This is a genomic window from Corallococcus sp. RDP092CA (assembly GCF_041903675.1).
Lineage (GTDB): Bacteria > Myxococcota > Myxococcia > Myxococcales > Myxococcaceae > Corallococcus.
Genome location: NZ_JAYESI010000019.1, coordinates 112,557 through 130,866 on the forward strand (window position 1 = coordinate 112,557; position 18,310 = coordinate 130,866).

General features: G+C 71.6%; 14 protein-coding genes. 6 read left to right on the forward strand and 8 right to left on the reverse strand.

Annotation, left to right across the window (positions count from 1 at the left end):
* Nucleotides 1–12: 12 nt before the first annotated feature.
* Nucleotides 13–1,122: an MJ1255/VC2487 family glycosyltransferase gene (locus U8525_RS21005; protein WP_374268062.1), complete on the reverse strand. Its 1,110-nt coding sequence runs from the start codon at nucleotides 1,120–1,122 to the stop codon at nucleotides 13–15.
* A gap of 73 nt (nucleotides 1,123–1,195) precedes the next feature.
* Between U8525_RS21005 and U8525_RS21010 the strand changes: the two genes are divergently transcribed.
* Both U8525_RS21010 and U8525_RS21015 read left to right on the forward strand, forming a co-directional pair.
* Nucleotides 1,196–1,516 carry a hypothetical protein gene (locus tag U8525_RS21010; protein ID WP_374268063.1) on the forward strand — a complete coding sequence of 107 codons (321 nt, stop codon included), beginning with the start codon at nucleotides 1,196–1,198 and terminating at the stop codon, nucleotides 1,514–1,516.
* 141 nt (nucleotides 1,517–1,657) lie between these two features.
* On the forward strand, nucleotides 1,658–2,557 hold the full coding sequence (locus U8525_RS21015) for a LysR family transcriptional regulator (RefSeq protein WP_374268064.1): 900 nt from the start codon (nucleotides 1,658–1,660) through the stop codon (nucleotides 2,555–2,557).
* Nucleotides 2,558–2,562: 5 nt separating this feature from the next.
* On the opposite strand, the gene rsmB is transcribed toward U8525_RS21015, so the two are convergent.
* The 4 genes from rsmB to U8525_RS21035 are packed head-to-tail and all read right to left on the reverse strand — an operon-like array spanning nucleotide 2,563 to nucleotide 6,451.
* Nucleotides 2,563–3,879 (reverse strand): 16S rRNA (cytosine(967)-C(5))-methyltransferase RsmB, encoded by a 1,317-nt coding sequence (gene rsmB / locus U8525_RS21020; protein WP_374268065.1) that lies wholly within the window; start codon nucleotides 3,877–3,879, stop codon nucleotides 2,563–2,565.
* Nucleotides 3,876–4,838, reverse strand: a complete 963-nt coding sequence (locus U8525_RS21025) for a type II 3-dehydroquinate dehydratase (protein WP_374268066.1) — start codon at nucleotides 4,836–4,838, stop codon at nucleotides 3,876–3,878. The genes rsmB and U8525_RS21025 overlap by 4 nt, the downstream gene beginning before the upstream one ends.
* Nucleotides 4,839–4,887: 49 nt before the next feature.
* Entirely contained in the window at nucleotides 4,888–5,826 is a 939-nt protein-coding gene (gene fmt, locus U8525_RS21030; RefSeq protein ID WP_374268067.1) for a methionyl-tRNA formyltransferase, read from the reverse strand.
* A 34-nt stretch (nucleotides 5,827–5,860) separates the two neighbouring features.
* Nucleotides 5,861–6,451, reverse strand: a complete 591-nt coding sequence (locus U8525_RS21035; RefSeq protein WP_374268068.1) for a signal protein — start codon at nucleotides 6,449–6,451, stop codon at nucleotides 5,861–5,863.
* Nucleotides 6,452–6,554: 103 nt separating this feature from the next.
* On the opposite strand from U8525_RS21035, the gene U8525_RS21040 reads away from it, so the two are divergent.
* A complete protein-coding gene (locus tag U8525_RS21040; RefSeq protein WP_374268069.1) occupies nucleotides 6,555–8,150 on the forward strand; it encodes a HEAT repeat domain-containing protein in 1,596 nt (531 codons plus the stop codon).
* 161 nt (nucleotides 8,151–8,311) lie between these two features.
* Here the strand turns inward: U8525_RS21040 and U8525_RS21045 are convergent, their stop codons facing one another.
* Complete coding sequence (locus U8525_RS21045) at nucleotides 8,312–10,510, reverse strand: FUSC family protein (protein ID WP_374268070.1); 2,199 nt, start codon at nucleotides 10,508–10,510, stop codon at nucleotides 8,312–8,314.
* Nucleotides 10,511–10,624: 114 nt separating this feature from the next.
* Nucleotides 10,625–11,257, reverse strand: coding sequence for a 30S ribosomal protein S4 (rpsD, locus tag U8525_RS21050; RefSeq protein WP_374268071.1), 633 nt, complete (start codon nucleotides 11,255–11,257; stop codon nucleotides 10,625–10,627).
* Nucleotides 11,258–11,605: 348 nt separating this feature from the next.
* On the opposite strand from rpsD, the gene U8525_RS21055 reads away from it, so the two are divergent.
* Nucleotides 11,606–13,402, forward strand: coding sequence for a M4 family metallopeptidase (locus U8525_RS21055; RefSeq protein ID WP_374268072.1), 1,797 nt, complete (start codon nucleotides 11,606–11,608; stop codon nucleotides 13,400–13,402).
* A 95-nt stretch (nucleotides 13,403–13,497) separates the two neighbouring features.
* Here the strand turns inward: U8525_RS21055 and U8525_RS21060 are convergent, their stop codons facing one another.
* On the reverse strand, nucleotides 13,498–14,532 hold the full coding sequence (locus U8525_RS21060; protein ID WP_374268073.1) for an aldo/keto reductase: 1,035 nt from the start codon (nucleotides 14,530–14,532) through the stop codon (nucleotides 13,498–13,500).
* A 171-nt stretch (nucleotides 14,533–14,703) separates the two neighbouring features.
* Here U8525_RS21060 and U8525_RS21065 point away from each other — a divergent pair, with 171 nt between their 5' ends.
* Both U8525_RS21065 and U8525_RS21070 read left to right on the forward strand, forming a co-directional pair.
* A complete protein-coding gene (locus U8525_RS21065; RefSeq protein ID WP_374268074.1) occupies nucleotides 14,704–16,479 on the forward strand; it encodes an ABC transporter ATP-binding protein in 1,776 nt (591 codons plus the stop codon).
* Nucleotides 16,476–18,290: an ABC transporter ATP-binding protein gene (locus U8525_RS21070; protein ID WP_374268075.1), complete on the forward strand. Its 1,815-nt coding sequence runs from the start codon at nucleotides 16,476–16,478 to the stop codon at nucleotides 18,288–18,290. The genes U8525_RS21065 and U8525_RS21070 overlap by 4 nt, the downstream gene beginning before the upstream one ends.
* Nucleotides 18,291–18,310: the final 20 nt, after the last annotated feature.

An 18,310-nucleotide genomic window follows, 5' to 3' on the forward strand; every position in this document is an offset into this window, starting at 1 on the left:
GGTGGACGGCGGCTACGCCTTGCCGTCCATCTCCGCCAGCTCCATGCGCCAGTGGCCGCGGTGCTCGTAGGCCTGCGCCAGCTGGTCGTTCAGCGCGGAGAGCATCCGCGTGTTCCCGTCCTGCTCATAGCCCTTGAGTGCCTCCGCGCAGGCGGGCACGCGCGCGAGGAACGTCCGCAGCGCGTCCAGGCTCAATTCCTTCACATACATCCCATACCCGAGCTTCTCCAGGTACAGGGCGTTGAGCACCTGCTCGAACTGGCCGCCCACGGGGATGCTGAGCACCGGCTTGTGCAGGTAGACGGCCTCGCTCATCAGCGTGTAGCCGCCGCCCGCCACCACCGCGCGCGCGGTGCGCAGGTCGTTGATGAAGCCCGCCTCACTGAAGGGACGGTAGGTGAGGTTGCCCTCCACCACGTCCTCGGTGAGGTCGCGGCGCAGGCCATACACGCGGCACGGCACGCCGGACTGCTTGAGGATTTCAGGCAGGTGCGTGTTCGTCGTCGCCGTCTGGTACACCAGCAGGTGCTCCCCGGCCTCCGGCTTCGACGCCAGGATCTCCGGCCGCAGGATGGACGGCGCCAGCGTGGTGCGGCGCTTGCGCAGCGGCGGGTAGAAGAACGAGGTGATCAGATAGTGGAAGGCCCCGGGCAGCTTCGCCTTCACGATGGCGCGCGTGGCCTCGAAGCTCTCCTCGTGGCCCGCGAGCAGCGCCGGGTCGTGCTGACAGCGGTTGATGACCTGCATGTTGTCCACGCTGATGACGGGCAGCCGGTGGTTCTTCGCGAACAGGTAGCTGAACGTCTCGAAGTCGCTCACCACCACGTCGGGCTTGAAGCCCTCCACCAGGTCGAAGTACTGGCGCACGTTCTGCGGCCAGCCCTTCACGGCGCCCTGCAGATTCTGAAGCACCGTCTGCCACTTCTTCACCGAGTTGCCTTCGTAGGCGATGGTCAGCCCCCAGATGCCGTGCACGTTCTGGAAGCGCTGGGCCAGGTAGTGCTGCGCCCGCCCGGACACCACGATGTGGACCTCGTGTTCCTTCGTCAGCGCCTCCAGCAACACGCGCGAGCGCGTGGCGTGGCCCATCCCTTCGCCGACGACCCCATACAGGATTCGCATGGTCCGGAAGCATACGTCCGCGCCCCCCTCCCCTGTCCCTTCCCGCCCGGGACGATGCTAGGCCTCCGGGTCCATGACCTCCCTGCCCTCGAACCGGGGTGCCTCCGTCCTGCGCGCCGCGGCGCTCGGGCTGGTGGCCGGCCTGCTCCTGGGCGGCCTGGGGCTGCTCGTCCTGGGCGTGAAGCCCCTCCTCGCCCCCTCGGACTGCGCCGGCCTGTCCGGCCAGGAATGCCAGCTCATCCGCGAGGCGGAGCGCGACCTGGGCCGGATCCAGACGCTCTGCGGCGGCGCGCTCGTCGCGCTGGGCGCCGCCCTCTTCGCCCTCACCCGCCCGCGTCCCCCCGGGGACGCGCCTCCCCGCCCGCCGGACGGCCCGCATGGTGACGCCCGATGACTCCAGCGTTTGAGAGGCCAAGGATTTCCGCCGCGCCGCGCAAGGGGCCGGGTGCTCTTCCCCGTAGGCCATTTTCGCGCGAGGGGTAGGACTCCTAATTACCACTGGCCCGGCCATTAGGTTTGGGGGTAGGAGACGGCCATGCAGCTCGAATCGTTGAAGATGTTCTGTGACGTGGTCGAGACGGGCTCCTTCTCGCGCGCGGCGCAGCTCAATCACGTGACCCAGTCGGCGGTGAGCCAGCAGATTCGCGCCCTGGAGAACCGCTACGAGCAGAAGCTGCTCTCGCGCAGCGCGCGGCAGGTGACGCCCACGCCGGCGGGCGAGCGCCTGTTCCGGGGCTGCAAGGAGATCCTCGCGCGCTTCGCGGAGGTGGAGCAGGAGATCCGCGAGCAGGCCACGGAGGTCCAGGGCGCGACCACGGTGTCCACCATCTACTCGGTGGGCCTGCACGAGCTGAACGTGGTGCAGAAGCAGCTGCTCAAGACGCACCCCAAGGTCAACATGCGCCTGAACTACCGGCGCAATGATCAGGTCTACGACGACGTGATCCTGGGCGCGGCGGAGATCGGCATCGTGGCCTATCCGCAGCCGCGCGCGGGCGTGGACATCCTGCCGTTCCGCGACGACAAGCTGGCGGTGGTCTGCTCGCCCCAGCACGCGTTCGCCACCAAGGCGAAGGTGAGCCTCACCGCGCTGTCGGGCGTGCCCTTCATCGCCTTCGACCGCGAGGCCCCCACGCGCAAGGCGCTGGACCGCCTGTTCCGCGAGAAGAACATCGACATCAACCCGGTGATGGAGATGGACAACGTGGAGACCATCAAGCGCGCGGTGGAGATGGGCCTGGGCGTGGCCATCCTCCCGGTCGCCACGGCCCACGCGGAGATCAAGGGCGGCTCGCTGGTGTCCAAGCCCTTCGCCGAGGGGCCGGTGTCGCGCCCCATCGGCCTGCTCATCCGCAAGGGCAAGTACCTGGACCGCGCGTCCGCCGCGGTGCTGGAGGCCTTCAAGCAGGCCGCCCTGCTCCCGCAGGAGGACTGAGGCCCTCAGTAGAGCTTGCGCAGCCGGGCCGCGAAGAACCCGTCGAAGCCCTCCGGCCCGGGCAGCGTGCGCAGCCAGGCCTGCGCGAGCGGCAGCTTGAGGCCGGGCAGCACGGGCGGCTCGGCCGTCCACTCCGGGTGGCTGCGCAGGAACATGTCCACCTGGTCCTGCCCCTCCTGCGGCTCCGGCGTGCACACCGCGTACACGAGCAGGCCCCCCGGCGGCACCGCCTCCTGGCAGTTCTCCAGGATGCGCCGCTGGAGCGCGGCCAGCCGGCCCACGTCCTCCTCCTTGCGGCGGTATCTCAGCTCCGGGTGCCGGCGCAGCGTGCCCAGGCCCGAGCACGGCGCGTCCACCACCACGGCGTGGAACCCGCCCCAGGCCTCGGGGAACGGCTCGGACGCGTCGTGCGCGAACGCCTTCAGGCGGCCGGACAGCCCCAGCCGCTGGGCCTCCGCCTCGATCTTCCGCAGCTTGTTGGCGTGCAGGTCCACCGCGACGACCTCGTGCGTCTCCGCCTGGTGGCAGGCCTTGCCGCCCGGCGCCGCGCACGCGTCCAGCACGCGCGCCGTCTCCGGGATGGCGCCATAGACGCCCACCAGCTGCGCGGCCTCGTCCTGCACCTGCCACAGCCCCTCCGAGTAGCCGTACACGTCCTCCACGCGGCCCACCGACGGCAGGGCGATGCCCACGGGCGAGGCCTCCGTGGCGCGCGCGTCCACGCCCACGTCCTTCAGCTGCGCGAGCAGCGCGTCGCGCGTCACCCTGGCGCTGTTGGCGCGGATGACGACGGGGGGCGGCTGGTTGTTGGCGACGAGCATCGCCTCCGCGCGCTCGGGGCCGAACTGGCGGATCCACCGCTCCACCAGCCAGCGCGGGTGGCTCTCGCGCACGGACAGGTACTCCCCCCGGTTCGTCTGCGCGGGCAGCGGCGGCGCGGGCAGCTCGGACAGCTTGCGCAGGATGGCGTTGACGAAGCCGGCCGCGCGCGCCAGACCCACGTCCTTGAGGGCCTGGACCGTCTCCGCCACGGCGGCGCGCGCGGGCACGCGGGTGTGGAAGAGCTGATAGGCCCCGATGCGCAGGGCCGCCAGCACCTTGTCCTCCAGCGCGTCCAGCTTGCGGTCCGCGAAGCGGGTGATGGCGTAGTCCAGCGCGAGCTGCCGACGGGTGGCGCCGTAGGTCAGCTCGGTGACGAGCCCCGCGTCGCGAGGGTCCTTCGGCGGCGTCTCCGACAGGACCGTGTCCAGCACCACGTTGAGGTACGCATCCGTGGCGCGCACGCGCGCGAGGATGTTGATGGCGAGGATACGGGCGTTCATCCTTCTTCCAGCCGGGTCATCAGGTCCACCAGTTGCTCGTCCGTCATCCGCGTCGCGGGCAGATGGGACAGGGTGAGGCTCTGGAGGCTGTCCTCCAGCAGCTCGCGGTGGCCGCTCTCCGCCGGCTCACCACGCTGGACCTGCTGATACTTCGCGCGGGCCCAGCTGGCCAGCTCCGCCTCACTGAGCCGCCCGGCCAGCCGGTCCGCGATCTTCTGGCGCACGAGCGCCCGCGTGAGCAGGTCCGACGCGGGCGTGGCCCCGCCCTTCCCCCCGCGGCCCAGCGTCTTGCCCGCCCGCCCCTCCACCTTCACCACCGTGGGCGTGGACTTGCGGCCCAGCGTCTTCAGCGGCCCCCCGGCCTCCGCCGTGCGCCGGAGCGAGCGCGCGGGCGCGGGCAGCGGCGTGGGCGCCGGCAGGTCGACCTTCTTAAGCGGGTGCACGCGGCCCACCAGCTTGGGCTTCGGGCGCGAGTCCTCGTCCTCGTCCGCCGCGGCGCCCTTCTTGCGGCGCCCCAGCGACTTCACCGGCCCGGGGATGGCGGGGTGGAAGATGCCGCTCGCGAACGTCTCCAGGGCCTGGATGTACGGGTCGAAGCCGTGCAGTCCCAGCACCTGCATGGCGCACGCCTCCGCCACCACGGACTCGCGGGCGGGCGGCTTGAGCAGCACCTCGATGGCGGGCAGCCCCACGGCCTCCAGCGCCTCCTTCAGCGCATAGGACGTGAAGTAGCCCGCCGGGTTGATGAGGATGCCCTCCACGTTGTGGCGCTCGGCGTGGAGCGTGTCGATGAGGACGCCCTCGTGGTTGGACTGGACGATGGTCAGCTCCAGCCCCAGCGCCTTCGCCTTCGCGCGCAGGGCCGCGTCCAGGTCCGTGAGGCGGCCTCCCGCGACGTCCTCGCGCTCGCCCAGGAGGTTGAGGTTCGGCCCGTGCAACACCAGCAGCTTCATGCCCATCCGTGAGACTCCATCACGCGAGGATTCCACATGGCGCCCGGAAGCGCGCTCACGACGTGAACGGCTGACTGCCCGGCTGCAATCTGTTTCCGGCCAGGAAGTCCGCCGCGCGCATCACCCGCTTGCCCTCCGGCTGGACGTCCAGGAGGACGACCGAGCCCTCGCCGCAGGCGACCTCGATGCCCTCCGGGCCCGCGGACAGCACCGTGCCGGGCGCGCCCTTCCCCTCCGCGGCCCGCATCCGGTGCACCTTGAAGACCTTGCCACCCAGCAGCGTGTACGCACCGGGCCACGGCGTGAAGGCGCGCAGGCGGCGGTCCAGCTCCACCGCCGGCCTGGCGAAGTCCAGCTTGCCGTCCTCCTTGTCGATGATGGGCGCCAGCACCATGCCCTCGGACGGCTGGGGCTGGGGCGTCAGCTCGCCGCGGAGGTAGCGCGGCAGGGACTCGCGCAGGAGGTCGCCGCCCAGCGCGGACAGCTTCGCGTGCAGCGTGGCGCTCGTCTCGTCCGGGGCGATGGGCAGCCGCTTCATCGCGAGCACGGGGCCCGTGTCCAGGCCCTCGTCCATCACCATCAGCGACACGCCCGTCTCGCGGTCGCCGTGCGCGATGGCCCACTGGATGGGCGCGGCGCCCCGGAAGCGCGGCAGCAGCGACGCGTGCACGTTCACGCAGCCCTTCGCGGGCAGGGACAGCAGGTCCTTGGGGAGGATCTTCCCGTAGGCCGTCACCACGCAGACGTCGGGGGCGTACTGGCGCAGCTCCTCCGAGAACGGCGGCGTGCGCAGCTTCTGCGGCTGGAGCACGGGGATGCCCTTCTCCAGCGCGCGCGCCTTCACGGGCGGCGCGGTGACGGCGTTGCCCCGGCCCCTGGGCTTGTCCGGCTGGGTGACGACGGCCACGACGTCGCCCACGTCGAAGCAGGCCTCCAGCGAGGCCACGGCGAACTCGGGCGTGCCCATGAAGACGATGCGGGGTCGGCTGCTCATGTGAGGGAGGTCTCGCGTGTGAAAGGGGAGGGGCTCAGGCCACGGACTTGAAGGCGGCGGGCGGCGCGGAGGTGTCCACGGCCTGGCGCTTGCGCGCGCGCAGCGCCTCCAGCGTGGACAGGGCCTCGCGCGCCTCCGGGGTGGTGGCCAGGTCCTTGAGCGCGTCCAGCACCTTCTCCAGCGCCAGCGCCTCGTCCGCCTCGCGCTGGCGGATGCGGTCCACCGCCTCGCTGAAGCGCGCGAAGAAGGCGCGCAGCTCGTCCTTGCGCCGCAAGGGGCGCAGGCGCGGATAGCGGCCCGCCGCGAGCGCCGCGACGTAGAGGCTCATCACGTGGACGGGCCCCGCCACACGGTGCGTGAAGAGCAGCCCGAACAGCCCGAGCGCGACGCCCAGCCCCACGGTGGCGACGCCGGTGAGCCACCAGAGCGTCTCCTCGCCGGACAGGCCCCCTTCGGCGGACATGCGGTGCACCTGCTGGGCGAGCACGCCGAACAGCAACATGCTCCCAGCGCCCATGCCGGTGAGCAGCAGGATGTATTTGAGCTGGAATTCTCGGTCGAGCAGGTACGTCCGACGCACGAGGGTCGGACGCGACGCGTTACGACTGTCATCGGCAAGGGCCATGTCGTTGACCAGCGTACCCCAGGAGGTGGGGGAGGTTTGCGTCCTTCGTGTGGACAGGTCTACACCCGACGAAAGCCCAGACGTTCGGACGCAAAGGAGCCCCATGTCCCGCTCACTCGTCGCCCTGTCCCTGGTGGTGTCCTGTCTCGCCCTGGGGGGTTGCAAGAAGGAGGACCCCACGACACCGGAGTACTGGCAGTCCAGCCTGGAGGCGGCGCGGCGGCCCGACGACAAGGTGCGAGTGATTGAGTCCCTGCGCACGTCGGGCAACGTCAATGACCAGTTCCTGCCCTTCCTGCACGCGCGGCTGGCCTCGGAGCGCCGGCCGGAGGTGAAGGCGGCGGTGGCCCGGGTGTTGGGAGACCTGCACCACCCCACGTCGCTGGAGCCGCTGACGGCGGCGCTGGACCCGGGGGCGGCGGACGTGCCCGCGCAGCAGGTGAACAAGGCGGTGGTGGGCGCGCTGGGGCGGATCGGGGATGAGCGCGCGGTGCCGTCGCTGGTGCCGCTGCTGCGCAGCAAGGACAACTACACGCTCATCGAGGCCATCCAGGTGCTGGGCGCGCTGAAGGCGAAGCCGGCGGTGGAGCCGCTCATCCAGCTGGCGACGGACGAGGCCGCGGAGCCGTTCCTCAACAAGAAGGCCATCGAGGCGCTGGGGCAGATTGGGGATCCGCGCGCGGTGCCGGCGCTGATGCGCACGCTGACGAAGGAGCGCCGGGGCGTGTCCTTCTACGTGGAGAGCAGCTTCGCGCTGTTCCAACTGGGCGCGCCCGCGGCGGACGCGCTCTTGCCGGTGCTGGAGGGCAAGGACGCGGAGCTGCTCACGTGGGCGAAGGCGCAGGGGGTGAACCCGGCCAGCTATCCGATGAAGGCCGCGCAGGTCCTGGGCGACCTGCGGGAGAAGCGCGCGGTGCCGTCGCTGTTGAAGCAGCTGGCGTTCACGCACTCGGATCCGCAGATCCAGGCGCTGGTGCGGATGCAGGCGGCGGACGCGCTCGGGAGGATGCGCGCGCAGGAGGCGGTGAAGCCGCTGGCGGGGCTCGTGGGCGAGCCGGATCCGACGGTGCGGGACGCGTACGTCCGGGCGCTGACGCTGCTGGGCAGCCGGGACGCGCTGCCCGCGCTGGAGAAGGCCGCGGGCACCGGAGACTGGTACGCGCGGGAGATCGCCGTGAAGGGCATCGCGCTGCTGGGGGACGCGCGGGAGCAGCCGCTGCTGGCGAAGCTGGTGGCGGCGGAGCCGGCGCGCACGGCGGCGGACTGCAAGGAGACGGGCGAGGAGGGCTGCGAGGACGCGGCGGCGCTGGGCAAGAAGCGCGCGGAGCAGCTCCAGGGATATGGGGCGGTGCTGGAGGCGGCGCAGGCGTGCAGCGGTGACGCGGGCTGCTGGTCGCAGCGGCTGCCCGGGGCGAACGCGGCGCTGTTGCAGCGCGCGGCGCTGGAGCTGGGGCGCTCCGGCGCGGCGGACCAGGGCCCGGCGCTGGCGACCCGGCTCACCGAGCGCGACACCGAGGCGCGCGCCACGGTCATCCAGGCGGTGGACTGGCTGGCGGACGCGCCCGGCGCGGCGAAGAAGCTGCGCGAGGCGTCCCTGCCCGCGCTCAAGAAGCAGCTGGAGGACGAGAAGGGCAACTCCAACTTCGTGCGCGTGAACGAGGACCTGCGCCGGCTGCTGGTCAAGCTGGAGCGGGCGTAGCGCGAAGCTCCGACGCATGCGGCGCGGGCCGTCGCATGCGTCGTGTCACGCAGCGCCGGCCTCCGAGGCACGCGGCGCGGGCCACGCCGCACGCGCCGTGCCAGGCGGAAACGGGCGCGGCGCCGGCCTCTGGGCCCGCGGCGCGCGAGGCACGCGTCATGTCACGCGGGAGCGGGCGCGGCGCCGTCCTCGGAGGCGCGCAGCGCGGGAGGCATGCGCTCCACCGCGTGCTGGAGCACGCCCAGCTGGCGCACCAGCCGCGCCACCTGCGTGCGCGCCAGCGCGTCGGCGCCTCCGAAGTCCGGCGCCACGCGCTTGAGCGCGGACGGCGCACGGCGCGCCACCAGCGCCGCGCTCAGCTCCTCCAGCGCGTCCGTCACGTAGCGCACCACCGGCCCCAGGTCCGACTCCGGATGCCAGGCCCGGCTCGCCGCCAGCGCCGTCACCGCCGCCGTGAAGCGCCGCGCGTAGGTGATCAACGCCATCCCCGGCTCCAGCTCCTTCGACGGCCCCTTCCACTCGCTGAGCAGCCGCTGGAACGACGCCTCCGCGGACAGCAGCGCCACGCCCACCTTGCGCCGGGCCTCGCGCAGCGCCACCTCCGTGACCGCCGGCGTCCGCGCCACCTCGCGCAGGTATTCCTGGTCCGCCTTCAGCACGCAGGCCACCTCCTCGCCGAAGCGCACGTGCTCGGGGCTCGGCCACAGCAGCCGCATGCCCACGAGCGCCAGCCCGCCGCCCAGGAGCGTGTTCAGGATGCGCACGCCCGCGAGCCGCCAGTCCCCCGTCTGGAGCTCCGCGAGCAGCACCAGCGCCGGCGCCAGCAGCACCTGGAACACCGTGAAGCTCAGCGGCCGCATGCTCACCGACACGCAGACCAGCAACGCGATGGCCGCGAGCAGCATCCACCGCTCGGGCAGCACGTGCACCAGCCCCATGGCCACCACGCTGCCCAGGAACGTCCCCGCCACGCGCTGCAGCCCCTTCTCCGTCGTGAGCCCCGCGTACGGCTGCAACACGACAATCACGGTGATGGTCACCCAGTACCAGTGGTTGAGCCCCAGCCCCTCCGCCAGCGCCGTCGCCGCCGTCGCGGTGAGCCCCAGCCGCAGCGCGTGCCGGAAGACCACCGACTCCGGCGTCAGGTGATCGCGCAGCACCTTCCACCAGGCGCGCTCCCGCTCCCGCTCCAGGCCCAGCGCGCTCATGTCCCGCTCCGGCAGCGGCCTGCCGCTCTCCAGCCGGGACGCCACGTCCAGCGCCACCGAGCTGTACTCCCGCAGCCGCCCCAGCAGCCCCGCCACATGCGAGTACTGCGAGCGAGCCGGCTCCGGGATGCCGCCGTCCGCATGGAGCACCCGCGTCACCCGCTCCGAGTCCCACGACGTCGGCACCGGCACCGAGCCCCGCGCCAGCGCGCCCACCACGCCCCGCAGGTCCACCGCCAGCGCGCCCAGCGCGTGCTGCGCCTCGATGCGCGCCCTGCGGCACGCCCCCTGGCGCGGCGCCTCGTCCAGCGCCTCCGACATCGCCGTGAGCAGCAGCGACAGCGCGTCCGCGTCCTCCAGCAGCACCAGCAGGTACTCGCCCCGGCCGCTCTCCTCCTGCCGCCCCTGGCGCGTGGCGCCCAGCGTCGCGCGCGCCATCTCCAGCGACCGCCGGATGCGCGCGGCCCGCTGCACCGCCTCCCACGTCCCCACCCGAGAGGGCCCCTCCATGGGCCAGCCCGCGACGTCGTCCGCGATCGCGGCCAGCTCCTCATAGCAGGCCGCGATGGCGAGCCGCGACGGGCGGTACGGCCGCAGCGGCCACAGCACCAGCGCCAGGAACATGGACCACAGGCCGCCCGCGATGAACCAGGCCGCCTGGAGCGCCGCCCCCTCCACCCCACGCTGGGGCAGGGCCAGCGACACCACGAACAGGTTCGCCAGCAGCATGCCGACGATGCCCGGCGTGTCCCCGAAGCTGCGCGCGAAGCCGCACGCCGTCACCCAGAAGAGCGTCAGCGCCACGTCCACCCAGAAGGGGCTGGGCAGCGCGACGATGAGCCCCACCCCCGCGCCCAGCACCGTCATGGCCCCCATGGCCCGCGCGCGCGTGCGGTACGGCCCGCCCTTGTCCACCAGCGCGACGAAGAGGCCCGCCATGCCCGCCCACGACGCCGCCGGGTTGCCCAGCAGCGCGGAGATCAGCAGCGGCACGCCCAGCGCCAGCCCCGTGCGCAGCCCCGCGGCGATGGCGGGCCGGCCCGGCTGGAAGCGGAAGAGGCCCGCGACGTGGCGGGGCAGGTGTCCCCGCGCCGCCCGCCCCCGCGGGGCCACCCACCCTTGCGCCGCCGTGTCGCCTCCGTCCCCGCGCATCCCTGCTCCTTCCTCTCGTGAACCTCCCCCGAGGAAGAAGATGGGGTGCGCGAGCGCCGGATTCCGCCCCTGCCCGCCCGCATGCAGGGCAGGCGGGCGGCGCGGGGACGGCGGTCAGCTGCGCTGCGCGTAGTACTCGACGATGAACGGCTCGTTCACGTCCACGGGGATCTCCTCGCGCTCGGGCAGCCGCACGTAGCGCATGCCCTCCCCTTCGCCCAGGACCTGCACGTACGCCGGCACCTGCCGGGACTTCATCCGGCCGAAGGCCTCCTGCACCACCGCGAGCTTCAGGTGCGCGGGGAAGAAGCGCACCTCGTGGCCCGGCTTGAGCCGGATGCTCGGGATGTCCGCGCGCTTGCCGTTCACCTGGAAGTAGCCGTGGCGCACGAACTGCCGCGCCTGCCGGATGCTCGTGGCCAGCCCCGCGCGCAGCACCAGCGCGTCCAGCCGGCTCTCCAGGAGCTGCAGCAGCACCTTGCCCGTGTTGCCCGGGGCCTTGCGCGCCTCCAGGAAGGCGCTGCGGCACTGCTTCTCCAGCAGGCCGTAGTACAGCTTCAGCTTCTGCTTCTCCCGCAGCCGCTGCGCGAAGTCGCTCACCGACACGCGCGCCGTCGCCCCATGCTGGCCCGGCGGATACGGCCGGCGCAGCACCGGGTCCTTGTCAGGGTCCTTCGCGCTGATGCGCGACAGCGGGATGCCCAACCGCCGACACATCTTCCCTCGCGGTCCCAGTTCACGCGCCACGGTGTGTTCCTCCGACCTTCCTGTTGGCTCGAGCCAAGTTGAAGTTGATAATCACTATCAATTTCATTACCCGCAAAGGGAGTATGCGGTCAAGCTTCCAGACACGGGGTGTGAGTGGACGAGCGTGCGCAGGCGGAGTGAAAATGAACGGAAATACAACCCGGCGCACCTGCCGACCTACCGGTCGGAATGTGTTTCCGGGGCGCATGTAGGACGAACACTTCACCTTTGAATTCATGAGGTTGGACCCACTCATGACCGTGTAAGCAAGCACGCACACGCAACAACGGACTGGCTGACACGAGAATCAATTTGTCCGCTTCACCTGCCCCGGAAAGCACTCCCCCCATGGCCCTGCGCACCGACCTTTCGAAGCCCGTTGTCGCCCCCCAGACCCGCACCGACACGAAGCCGGTGAACACCGTGAAGCCCCAGGGCCCGGTGGGCATGAGCTCGCAGTCCAGCTTCAGCGCGGGCGCGCCCTCCAAGGCGAAGGCCACGGTGGCGCTGAACGGCGTGGGCCAGAAGCTGACGCCGGGGCCGGTGGACCTCTCCAGCCCCCAGGCGCAGCAGGCCGTGCAGCAGACGGTGGCGTACGTGAACCAGAAGAACCCGCAGCTGACCGGCATCACGGGCGGCACGTCGTTCTCGCCGCGCACGGTGGAGCGCGACCAGCTGGGCATGACGCACGTGCGCATGGACCGCATGCACGAGGGCGTGAAGGTCGCCGGTGAGCAGATCATCGGCCACCTGGACGCGAAGGGGCAGTTCGACAGCCTGACGGGCAACGTGTCCAACATCCCGGCGGGCCTGGGCAAGGCGCCCACGAAGCTGACGGCGAAGGACGCGCTGGCCATCGCGCAGAAGGACTTCAACGGCGAGACGTCCAAGGCCCCCACCTCGGAGAAGGTCATCGTGAAGGGCCAGGACGGCCAGTACCACGCCGCCTTCCACGTGACGCTCACCGACACGTCTCTGTCCAACGGGAAGGACCCGCGCTCGATGAACTACTTCATCGACGCGAACACCGGCGAGTCCGTCAAGCAGTACAACACCATCCGCGCGTGCTGCACCGGCGGCGCCGCGCACGCCGCCCACACGGGCGGGGCCGCCGCGGCCCAGACGCCCTCCAAGCCCGCCACGCCGGGCGCGGGCACGGACACGGGCCGCGTGGCGGACGACCAGACGATGTACAGCGGCAAGGTCGACATCCAGACCACGAAGAACAAGGACGGCACGTACTCGCTGGAGGACAAGACCCGCGGCAAGGGCATCGTGACGTACGACGCGAAGAACCGCGAGCAGGCGTCCGGCACCACGGCCATCACCGACAACAACGACGTCTGGGGTGAGAAGACCGACCCGTCGCGCGCCGCCGCGGCGGTGGACGCGCACTACGGCGCGGAGATGACCTACGACTTCTACAAGGACATCCTCGGCCGCGACTCCATCGACGGCAAGGGCGAGAAGCTCATCTCCTACGTGCACACCGACGTGAACCTGGTGAACGCGTTCTGGGACGGCGAGAAGATGCAGTACGGCGACGGCGACGGCCGCGACTCCGGCCCGCTCACCACGCTGGACATCGCGGGCCACGAGATCAGCCACGGCCTCACGGAGCGCACCGCGGGCCTGGAGTACGAGGGCGAGTCCGGCGGCCTCAACGAGTCCTTCAGCGACATCATGGGCACGGGCGTCGAGTGGTACGTGAGCCAGAAGAACCAGGGCGTGAAGTTCGACTGGTCGGTGGGCGAGGACGCGTGGACGCCGACGAACGGCGACAACACGGACGCCCTCCGCTACATGAACGACCCGACGTCGGACGGCTACTCCATCGACAACTACAAGAACTACCCGAAGATGACGGAGGTCCACGGGTCCAGCGGCATCGCGAACAACGCCTTCTACCTGCTCACCGAGGGCGGCAAGAACCGCACCTCCGGCATCGAGGTGAAGGACGGCATCGGCATGGAGAAGAGCCTGAAGATCTTCGGCCGCGCGCTCACCACGTACATGACGCCGCAGACGAACTTCTCCGAGGCCCGCGCCGCCACCATCAAGGCCGCCACGGACCTGTACGGCAAGGACTCCACCGAGGCGAAGAAGGTCGCCGAGGCCTGGACCGCCGTCGGCGTGACCAAGTAATCCCCTGAGGTTCCAGGCCCGGATGGGAGCCCCCGCTCCCGTCCGGGCCTTTTGTTTTTCACGGCTCCGCCAGGGTGGCCCGCGTCACGCCCCGCTCACGTCACGGGGAACGGGTTGCGCTCGGCGAACTGCCGCTGGTGGAAGTACGGGTACGGCCAGGGCACGGTGCTGGCGGCGTCCAGCGTGGCCACCTGCGCGGGCGTGAGGTTCCACCCGATGGCGCCCAGGTTCTGGCGCAGCTGCTCCTCCGTCCGCGCGCCGATGATGACGTTGGACACGCTGGGCCGCTGGAGCACCCAGTTGAGCGCCACCTGCGGCACCGTCTTCCCGGTCTCCTCCGCCACGGCGTCGAGCGCGTCCACGACCCGGAAGAGGTGATCCTCCGGCACCTGCGGGCCGCCGGCGGCGGTGGCGGGGTTGTTGAGGCGGCTCAGCTCCGGCTTCGGCGCGCCCCGGCGCAGCTTGCCGGTGAGGCGGCCCCAGCCCAGCGGGCTCCACACCACCGCGCCCACCTTCTGGTCCAGCGCGAGCGGCATCAGCTCCCACTCGTAGTCGCGGCCCACGAGCGAGTAGTACGCTTGGTGGGCCACGTAGCGCGCCAGGTTGTAGCGCTCCGACACGGCCAGCGACTTCATCAGGTGCCAGCCGGAGAAGTTGGAGCAGCCGATGTAGCGGACCTTCCCCGCGCGCACGAAGCCGTCCAGCGTGTTGAGGACCTCCTCCACGGGCGTCATCGCGTCGAAGCCGTGGAGCTGGAAGAGGTCGATGTAGTCCGTCTTCAGCCGGCGCAGCGCCGCGTCCACGGCGCGCGTGAGGTGGAAGCGCGAGGAGCCCACGTCGTTGGGCCCCTGGCCCGCGCGGAAGGTGGCCTTGGTGGAGAGGATGGCCTTGTCGCGCCGCCCCTCCAGCGCCCTGCCCAGGATCTCCTCCGCGAGCCCGCCGGAGTAGCCGTCCGCGGAGTCGAACATGTTCACGCCCGCGTCCAGCGCGATGTCCACGAGCCGCGTGGCCTCCTTCACGTCGCTGGAGCCGAAGCCCTTGAAGAACTCACCCGAGCCACCGAACGTGCCCGTGCCCAGGCTGAGGACGGGGACCTTGAAACCAGAACCACCCAGCTGCCGGTACTCCATGACGCGCACCTCGTGACGAAGCGGGAGGAAAGGCGGCCGACGTAACGGACCGTGGCGCGGCGCGCAACCGCCGTCTCGCACCGCGCGTCGCGCTTGAAGCGGCGCGGGGGGGCGCCCATCATGCGTGCGCCTTCCCGGGCGGGGAGGCGGAGATCCAGGTCCTACGTGAGCATGTCCGAGCCCCCCGCAGCTGGCCGCCCGCCCATCCTCCGGGCCCTGGGCTATCTGCGCCGCTATCGCCTGGAGACGCTGGGGGCGCTGCTGTCGCTGCTGCTCGTGTCCGTGGCGAACCTGGGCGCGCCGCAGATGATCCGCATCGCCATCGACCAGGGGCTCGCGCGCGGGGAGCAGCGCTCCGTGTGGCTGGCGGTGGGGGGCCTGATCGCCATCGCGCTGGGGCGCGGCCTGTTCAACTTCCTGCAGGGCTACCTGGCGGAGCGCGCGTCGCAGGGCGTGGCGTTCGACCTGCGCGACGCGCTCTTCGCGCGCATCCAGCGGCTGTCCTTCAGCTACTACGACCAGGCGCAGACGGGGCAGCTGCTCACGCGGCTGACGAGCGACGTGGAGGCGGTGCGCACCTTCGTGGGCAGCGGCGTCGTGCAGTTCGCCGCGGCGGCGGCGATGCTGGTGGGCTGCGCGGGGCTGCTGGTCTACATGGATCCGGTGCTGGCGCTGGCGGAGCTGAGCTCCGTGCCGCCCATCCTGTGGGTGCTGCGCCGGTTCATGCGTCGGATGCGGCCGCTGTTCGGCCAGCTGCAGGCGCTGCTGGGCACGCTCAACACCACGCTCCAGGAGGACCTGCGCGGGCTGCGCGTGGTGCGCGCCTTCTCCGGCGAGGCGCGGGAGCTCGCGCGCTATGGGAAGACCAACGCGGAGCTGAAGGAGAAGAACCTGCGGGTGGTGGACGCGCTGGCCGGCAACTTCCCCTTCGTCACCTTCTTCGCCAACCTGGGCATGCTGCTGGTGGTGGGCGTGGGCGGCTGGCGCATCTTCCACCAGCGGCTGACGATCGGAGAGCTGGTGGCCTTCAACAGCTACCTGGCCATCCTGCTGATGCCCCTGATGACGCTGGGCTTCTTCGCGGCCAGCATGTCGCGGGCGAGCGCGTCCGCGCAGCGCCTCTTCGAGCTGCTCGACACGGCGGTGGAGGTGGCGGACCGCCCGGGCGCGGTGCCGCTGCCCCCGCTGCAGGGCCGCATCGAGCTGCGCGACGTGCGCTTCCGCTACGCGGGCAGCGAGCGCGAGATCCTGCGCGGCGTGAGCGTGACGCTGGAGCCCGGGCAGCTGGTGGCGGTGCTGGGCACCACCGGCTCCGGCAAGAGCACGCTCATCAACCTGCTGCCCCGCTTCTACGACGTCACGGGGGGCGCGGTGCTGCTGGACGGACACGACGTGCGGGACGTGACGCTCGCGAGCCTGCGCTCGCAGCTGGGCGTGGTGCTGCAGGACGCGCTGCTGTTCTCCGGAACGGTGCGGGAGAACATCGCCTACGGGCGTCCGGAGGCGACCCAGGCCCAGGTGGAGGCCGCGGCGGAGGCGGCCCAGGCGGCGGAGTTCATCCGCGAGCTGCCCCAGGGCTACGACACGGTGGTGGGCGAGCGCGGCGTGGGGCTGTCCGGCGGACAGCGGCAGCGGCTGGCCATCGCGCGGGCGCTGCTCACGGATCCGCGCCTGCTCATCCTGGACGACAGCACGTCCGCGGTGGACGCGCGCACGGAGACGGCCATCCAGGGCGCGCTGGACGCGCTGATGCGGGACAAGCGCCGGACGGCCATCGTCATCGCCCAGCGCATCAGCACCGTGCGGGACGCGGACGTCATCCTGGTGCTGGACGAGGGGCGCATCGCCGCGAAGGGGCGCCACGAGGAGCTGAAGGCCACCAGCGAGCTCTACAACGACATCCTCGGCTCGCAGCTGCTGCCGCCGCGCCAGGAGGAGGTGGCATGAGGCGGCCGGGCAGCATCGAGGCGCTGGCGGAGCTGGAGGGAGGCCGCGCGCGGCAGCAGGGCAAGGTGCTGCGCAGGCTGCTGGGCGAGCTGCGTCCGCACGCGCGCGCGCTCACCGCGGCGTGGGGCTTCATCCTGGTGGGCGCCGCGTGCCAGGCGCTGGGGCCGTACCTGATAGGCCGGGCCATCGACCGGGACATCGGCGCGGGGGATGGCTGGGGGCTCGTGCGGACGCTGGCGGTGCTGTTCGCCGTCTACGCCGTGGGCACGCTGTCGCAGTGGGCGCACACCTGGCGGGTGGGCCACACGGGCCAGCACGTCCTGTCGGACCTGCGCCAGCGGCTCTTCGAGCGGCTCCAGCAGCTGCCGCTGTCGTGGTTCGACCGCCGGCCGCTGGGCGACCTGATGAGCCGCCTGCTCAGCGACGTGGACACGCTCAACCAGCTCTTCGCGCAGGGGCTGACGCAGCTGCTGGGGTCCGTGCTGGGGCTGGTGGGCGTGCTCGTCGCGATGTTCGCGCTCAACATGCGCCTGGCGCTGGCGTGCTTCTCCCTCATCCCGGCCATCCTGCTCACCACGTCGTTCTTCGCGTCGCGGGCGCGCAATGCCTACCGCAAGACGCGGCAGACGGTGGGCGACGTGACGGCGAACCTCCAGGAGGAGCTTGGAGGCGTGCGGCAGGCGCAGGCGTTCAACCGCACGGAGAAGAACATCGAGCGCTTCCGCGACCGCAACGCGGCCAACCGCGACGCGAACGTGGCGGCGGTGGGCATCACGTCCGCGTTCTCGCCGGCCATCGACCTGCTCTCCACGCTGTCCACCGCGCTGGTGATCGGCTACGGCGGCGCGCTGGCGCTGAGCGGGCAGCTCACGGTGGGCGGCGTGGCGGCGTTCCTCATCTACGTGCAGCAGTTCTTCCGGCCGGTGCAGCTGGCCGCGTCGGTGGCCGCGCTGATGCAGTCCGCGCTGGCGGGGGCGGAGCGCATCTTCGCCATCCTCGACGAGGCGCCGGAGCCGCCGGACGCGCCCGGCGCGGTGGAGCTGGGGCCGCTCGCGGGCCAGGTGGTGTTCGACCGGGTGTCCTTCGGCTACGACGCCGCGCGGCCGGTGCTGCGCGACGTGTCCTTCCGCCTGGAGCCCGGCCAGACGCTGGCGCTGGTGGGGCGCACGGGCGCGGGCAAGACGACGGTGGCCAGCCTGGTGCCGCGCTTCTACGACGTCACGGGGGGCGCGGTGCGCGTGGACGGCGAGGACGTGCGCCAGGTGACGCGCGCGAGCCTGCGCCGGCAGCTGGCCATGGTGTTGCAGGAGCCGTTCCTCTTCAGCGGGAAGGTGGCGGACAACATCGGCTACGGGAAGCCGGACGCCACCCGCGAGGAGGTGGAGGCGGCGGCGAAGGCGGTGCACGCGCACGACTTCATCACCCGGCTGCCGCAGGGCTACGACACCGTGCTGGGCGAGGGTGGCGCGACGCTCAGCCAGGGGCAGCGGCAGCTGCTCGCGTTCGCTCGCGCGGTCATCGCCAACCCGCGGGTGCTCATCCTGGACGAGGCGACGGCGAACATCGACACGCGCACGGAGGCGCTCATCCAGCTGGCGCTGGGGCAGCTGCTGTCGGGCCGCACGAGCATCGTCATCGCGCACCGGCTCAACACCATCCGCCACGCGGACCTCATCTTGGTGCTGGAGCACGGCAGCGTGGTCGAGCGGGGCAACCACGAGGAGCTGCTCGCGAAGGGCGGCCTCTACGCGGAGCTGTACCACCAGCAGTTCCGCGACACGCCGGAGCTGGCGGTCAAGGCGTCGGGCTGAGCGCGAGGACGGCCTCGGTC

What these genes read in the sequence shown, in the direction of transcription:
- U8525_RS21005 (WP_374268062.1), bottom strand. Translation starts at nt 1,122, where the DNA reads ATGCGAATCCTGTATGGGGTCGTCGGCGAAGGGATGGGCCACGCCACG.
- U8525_RS21015 (WP_374268064.1), top strand. Translation starts at nt 1,658, where the DNA reads ATGCAGCTCGAATCGTTGAAGATGTTCTGTGACGTGGTCGAGACGGGC.
- U8525_RS21035 (WP_374268068.1), bottom strand. Translation starts at nt 6,451, where the DNA reads ATGGCCCTTGCCGATGACAGTCGTAACGCGTCGCGTCCGACCCTCGTG.
- U8525_RS21065 (WP_374268074.1), top strand. Translation starts at nt 14,704, where the DNA reads ATGTCCGAGCCCCCCGCAGCTGGCCGCCCGCCCATCCTCCGGGCCCTG.
- U8525_RS21055 (WP_374268072.1), top strand. Translation starts at nt 11,606, where the DNA reads ATGGCCCTGCGCACCGACCTTTCGAAGCCCGTTGTCGCCCCCCAGACC.
- U8525_RS21010 (WP_374268063.1), top strand. Translation starts at nt 1,196, where the DNA reads ATGACCTCCCTGCCCTCGAACCGGGGTGCCTCCGTCCTGCGCGCCGCG.
- U8525_RS21070 (WP_374268075.1), top strand. Translation starts at nt 16,476, where the DNA reads ATGAGGCGGCCGGGCAGCATCGAGGCGCTGGCGGAGCTGGAGGGAGGC.
- fmt (WP_374268067.1), bottom strand. Translation starts at nt 5,826, where the DNA reads ATGAGCAGCCGACCCCGCATCGTCTTCATGGGCACGCCCGAGTTCGCC.
- U8525_RS21045 (WP_374268070.1), bottom strand. Translation starts at nt 10,510, where the DNA reads ATGCGCGGGGACGGAGGCGACACGGCGGCGCAAGGGTGGGTGGCCCCG.
- U8525_RS21040 (WP_374268069.1), top strand. Translation starts at nt 6,555, where the DNA reads ATGTCCCGCTCACTCGTCGCCCTGTCCCTGGTGGTGTCCTGTCTCGCC.
- rsmB (WP_374268065.1), bottom strand. Translation starts at nt 3,879, where the DNA reads ATGAACGCCCGTATCCTCGCCATCAACATCCTCGCGCGCGTGCGCGCC.
- U8525_RS21025 (WP_374268066.1), bottom strand. Translation starts at nt 4,838, where the DNA reads ATGGGCATGAAGCTGCTGGTGTTGCACGGGCCGAACCTCAACCTCCTG.
- U8525_RS21060 (WP_374268073.1), bottom strand. Translation starts at nt 14,532, where the DNA reads ATGGAGTACCGGCAGCTGGGTGGTTCTGGTTTCAAGGTCCCCGTCCTC.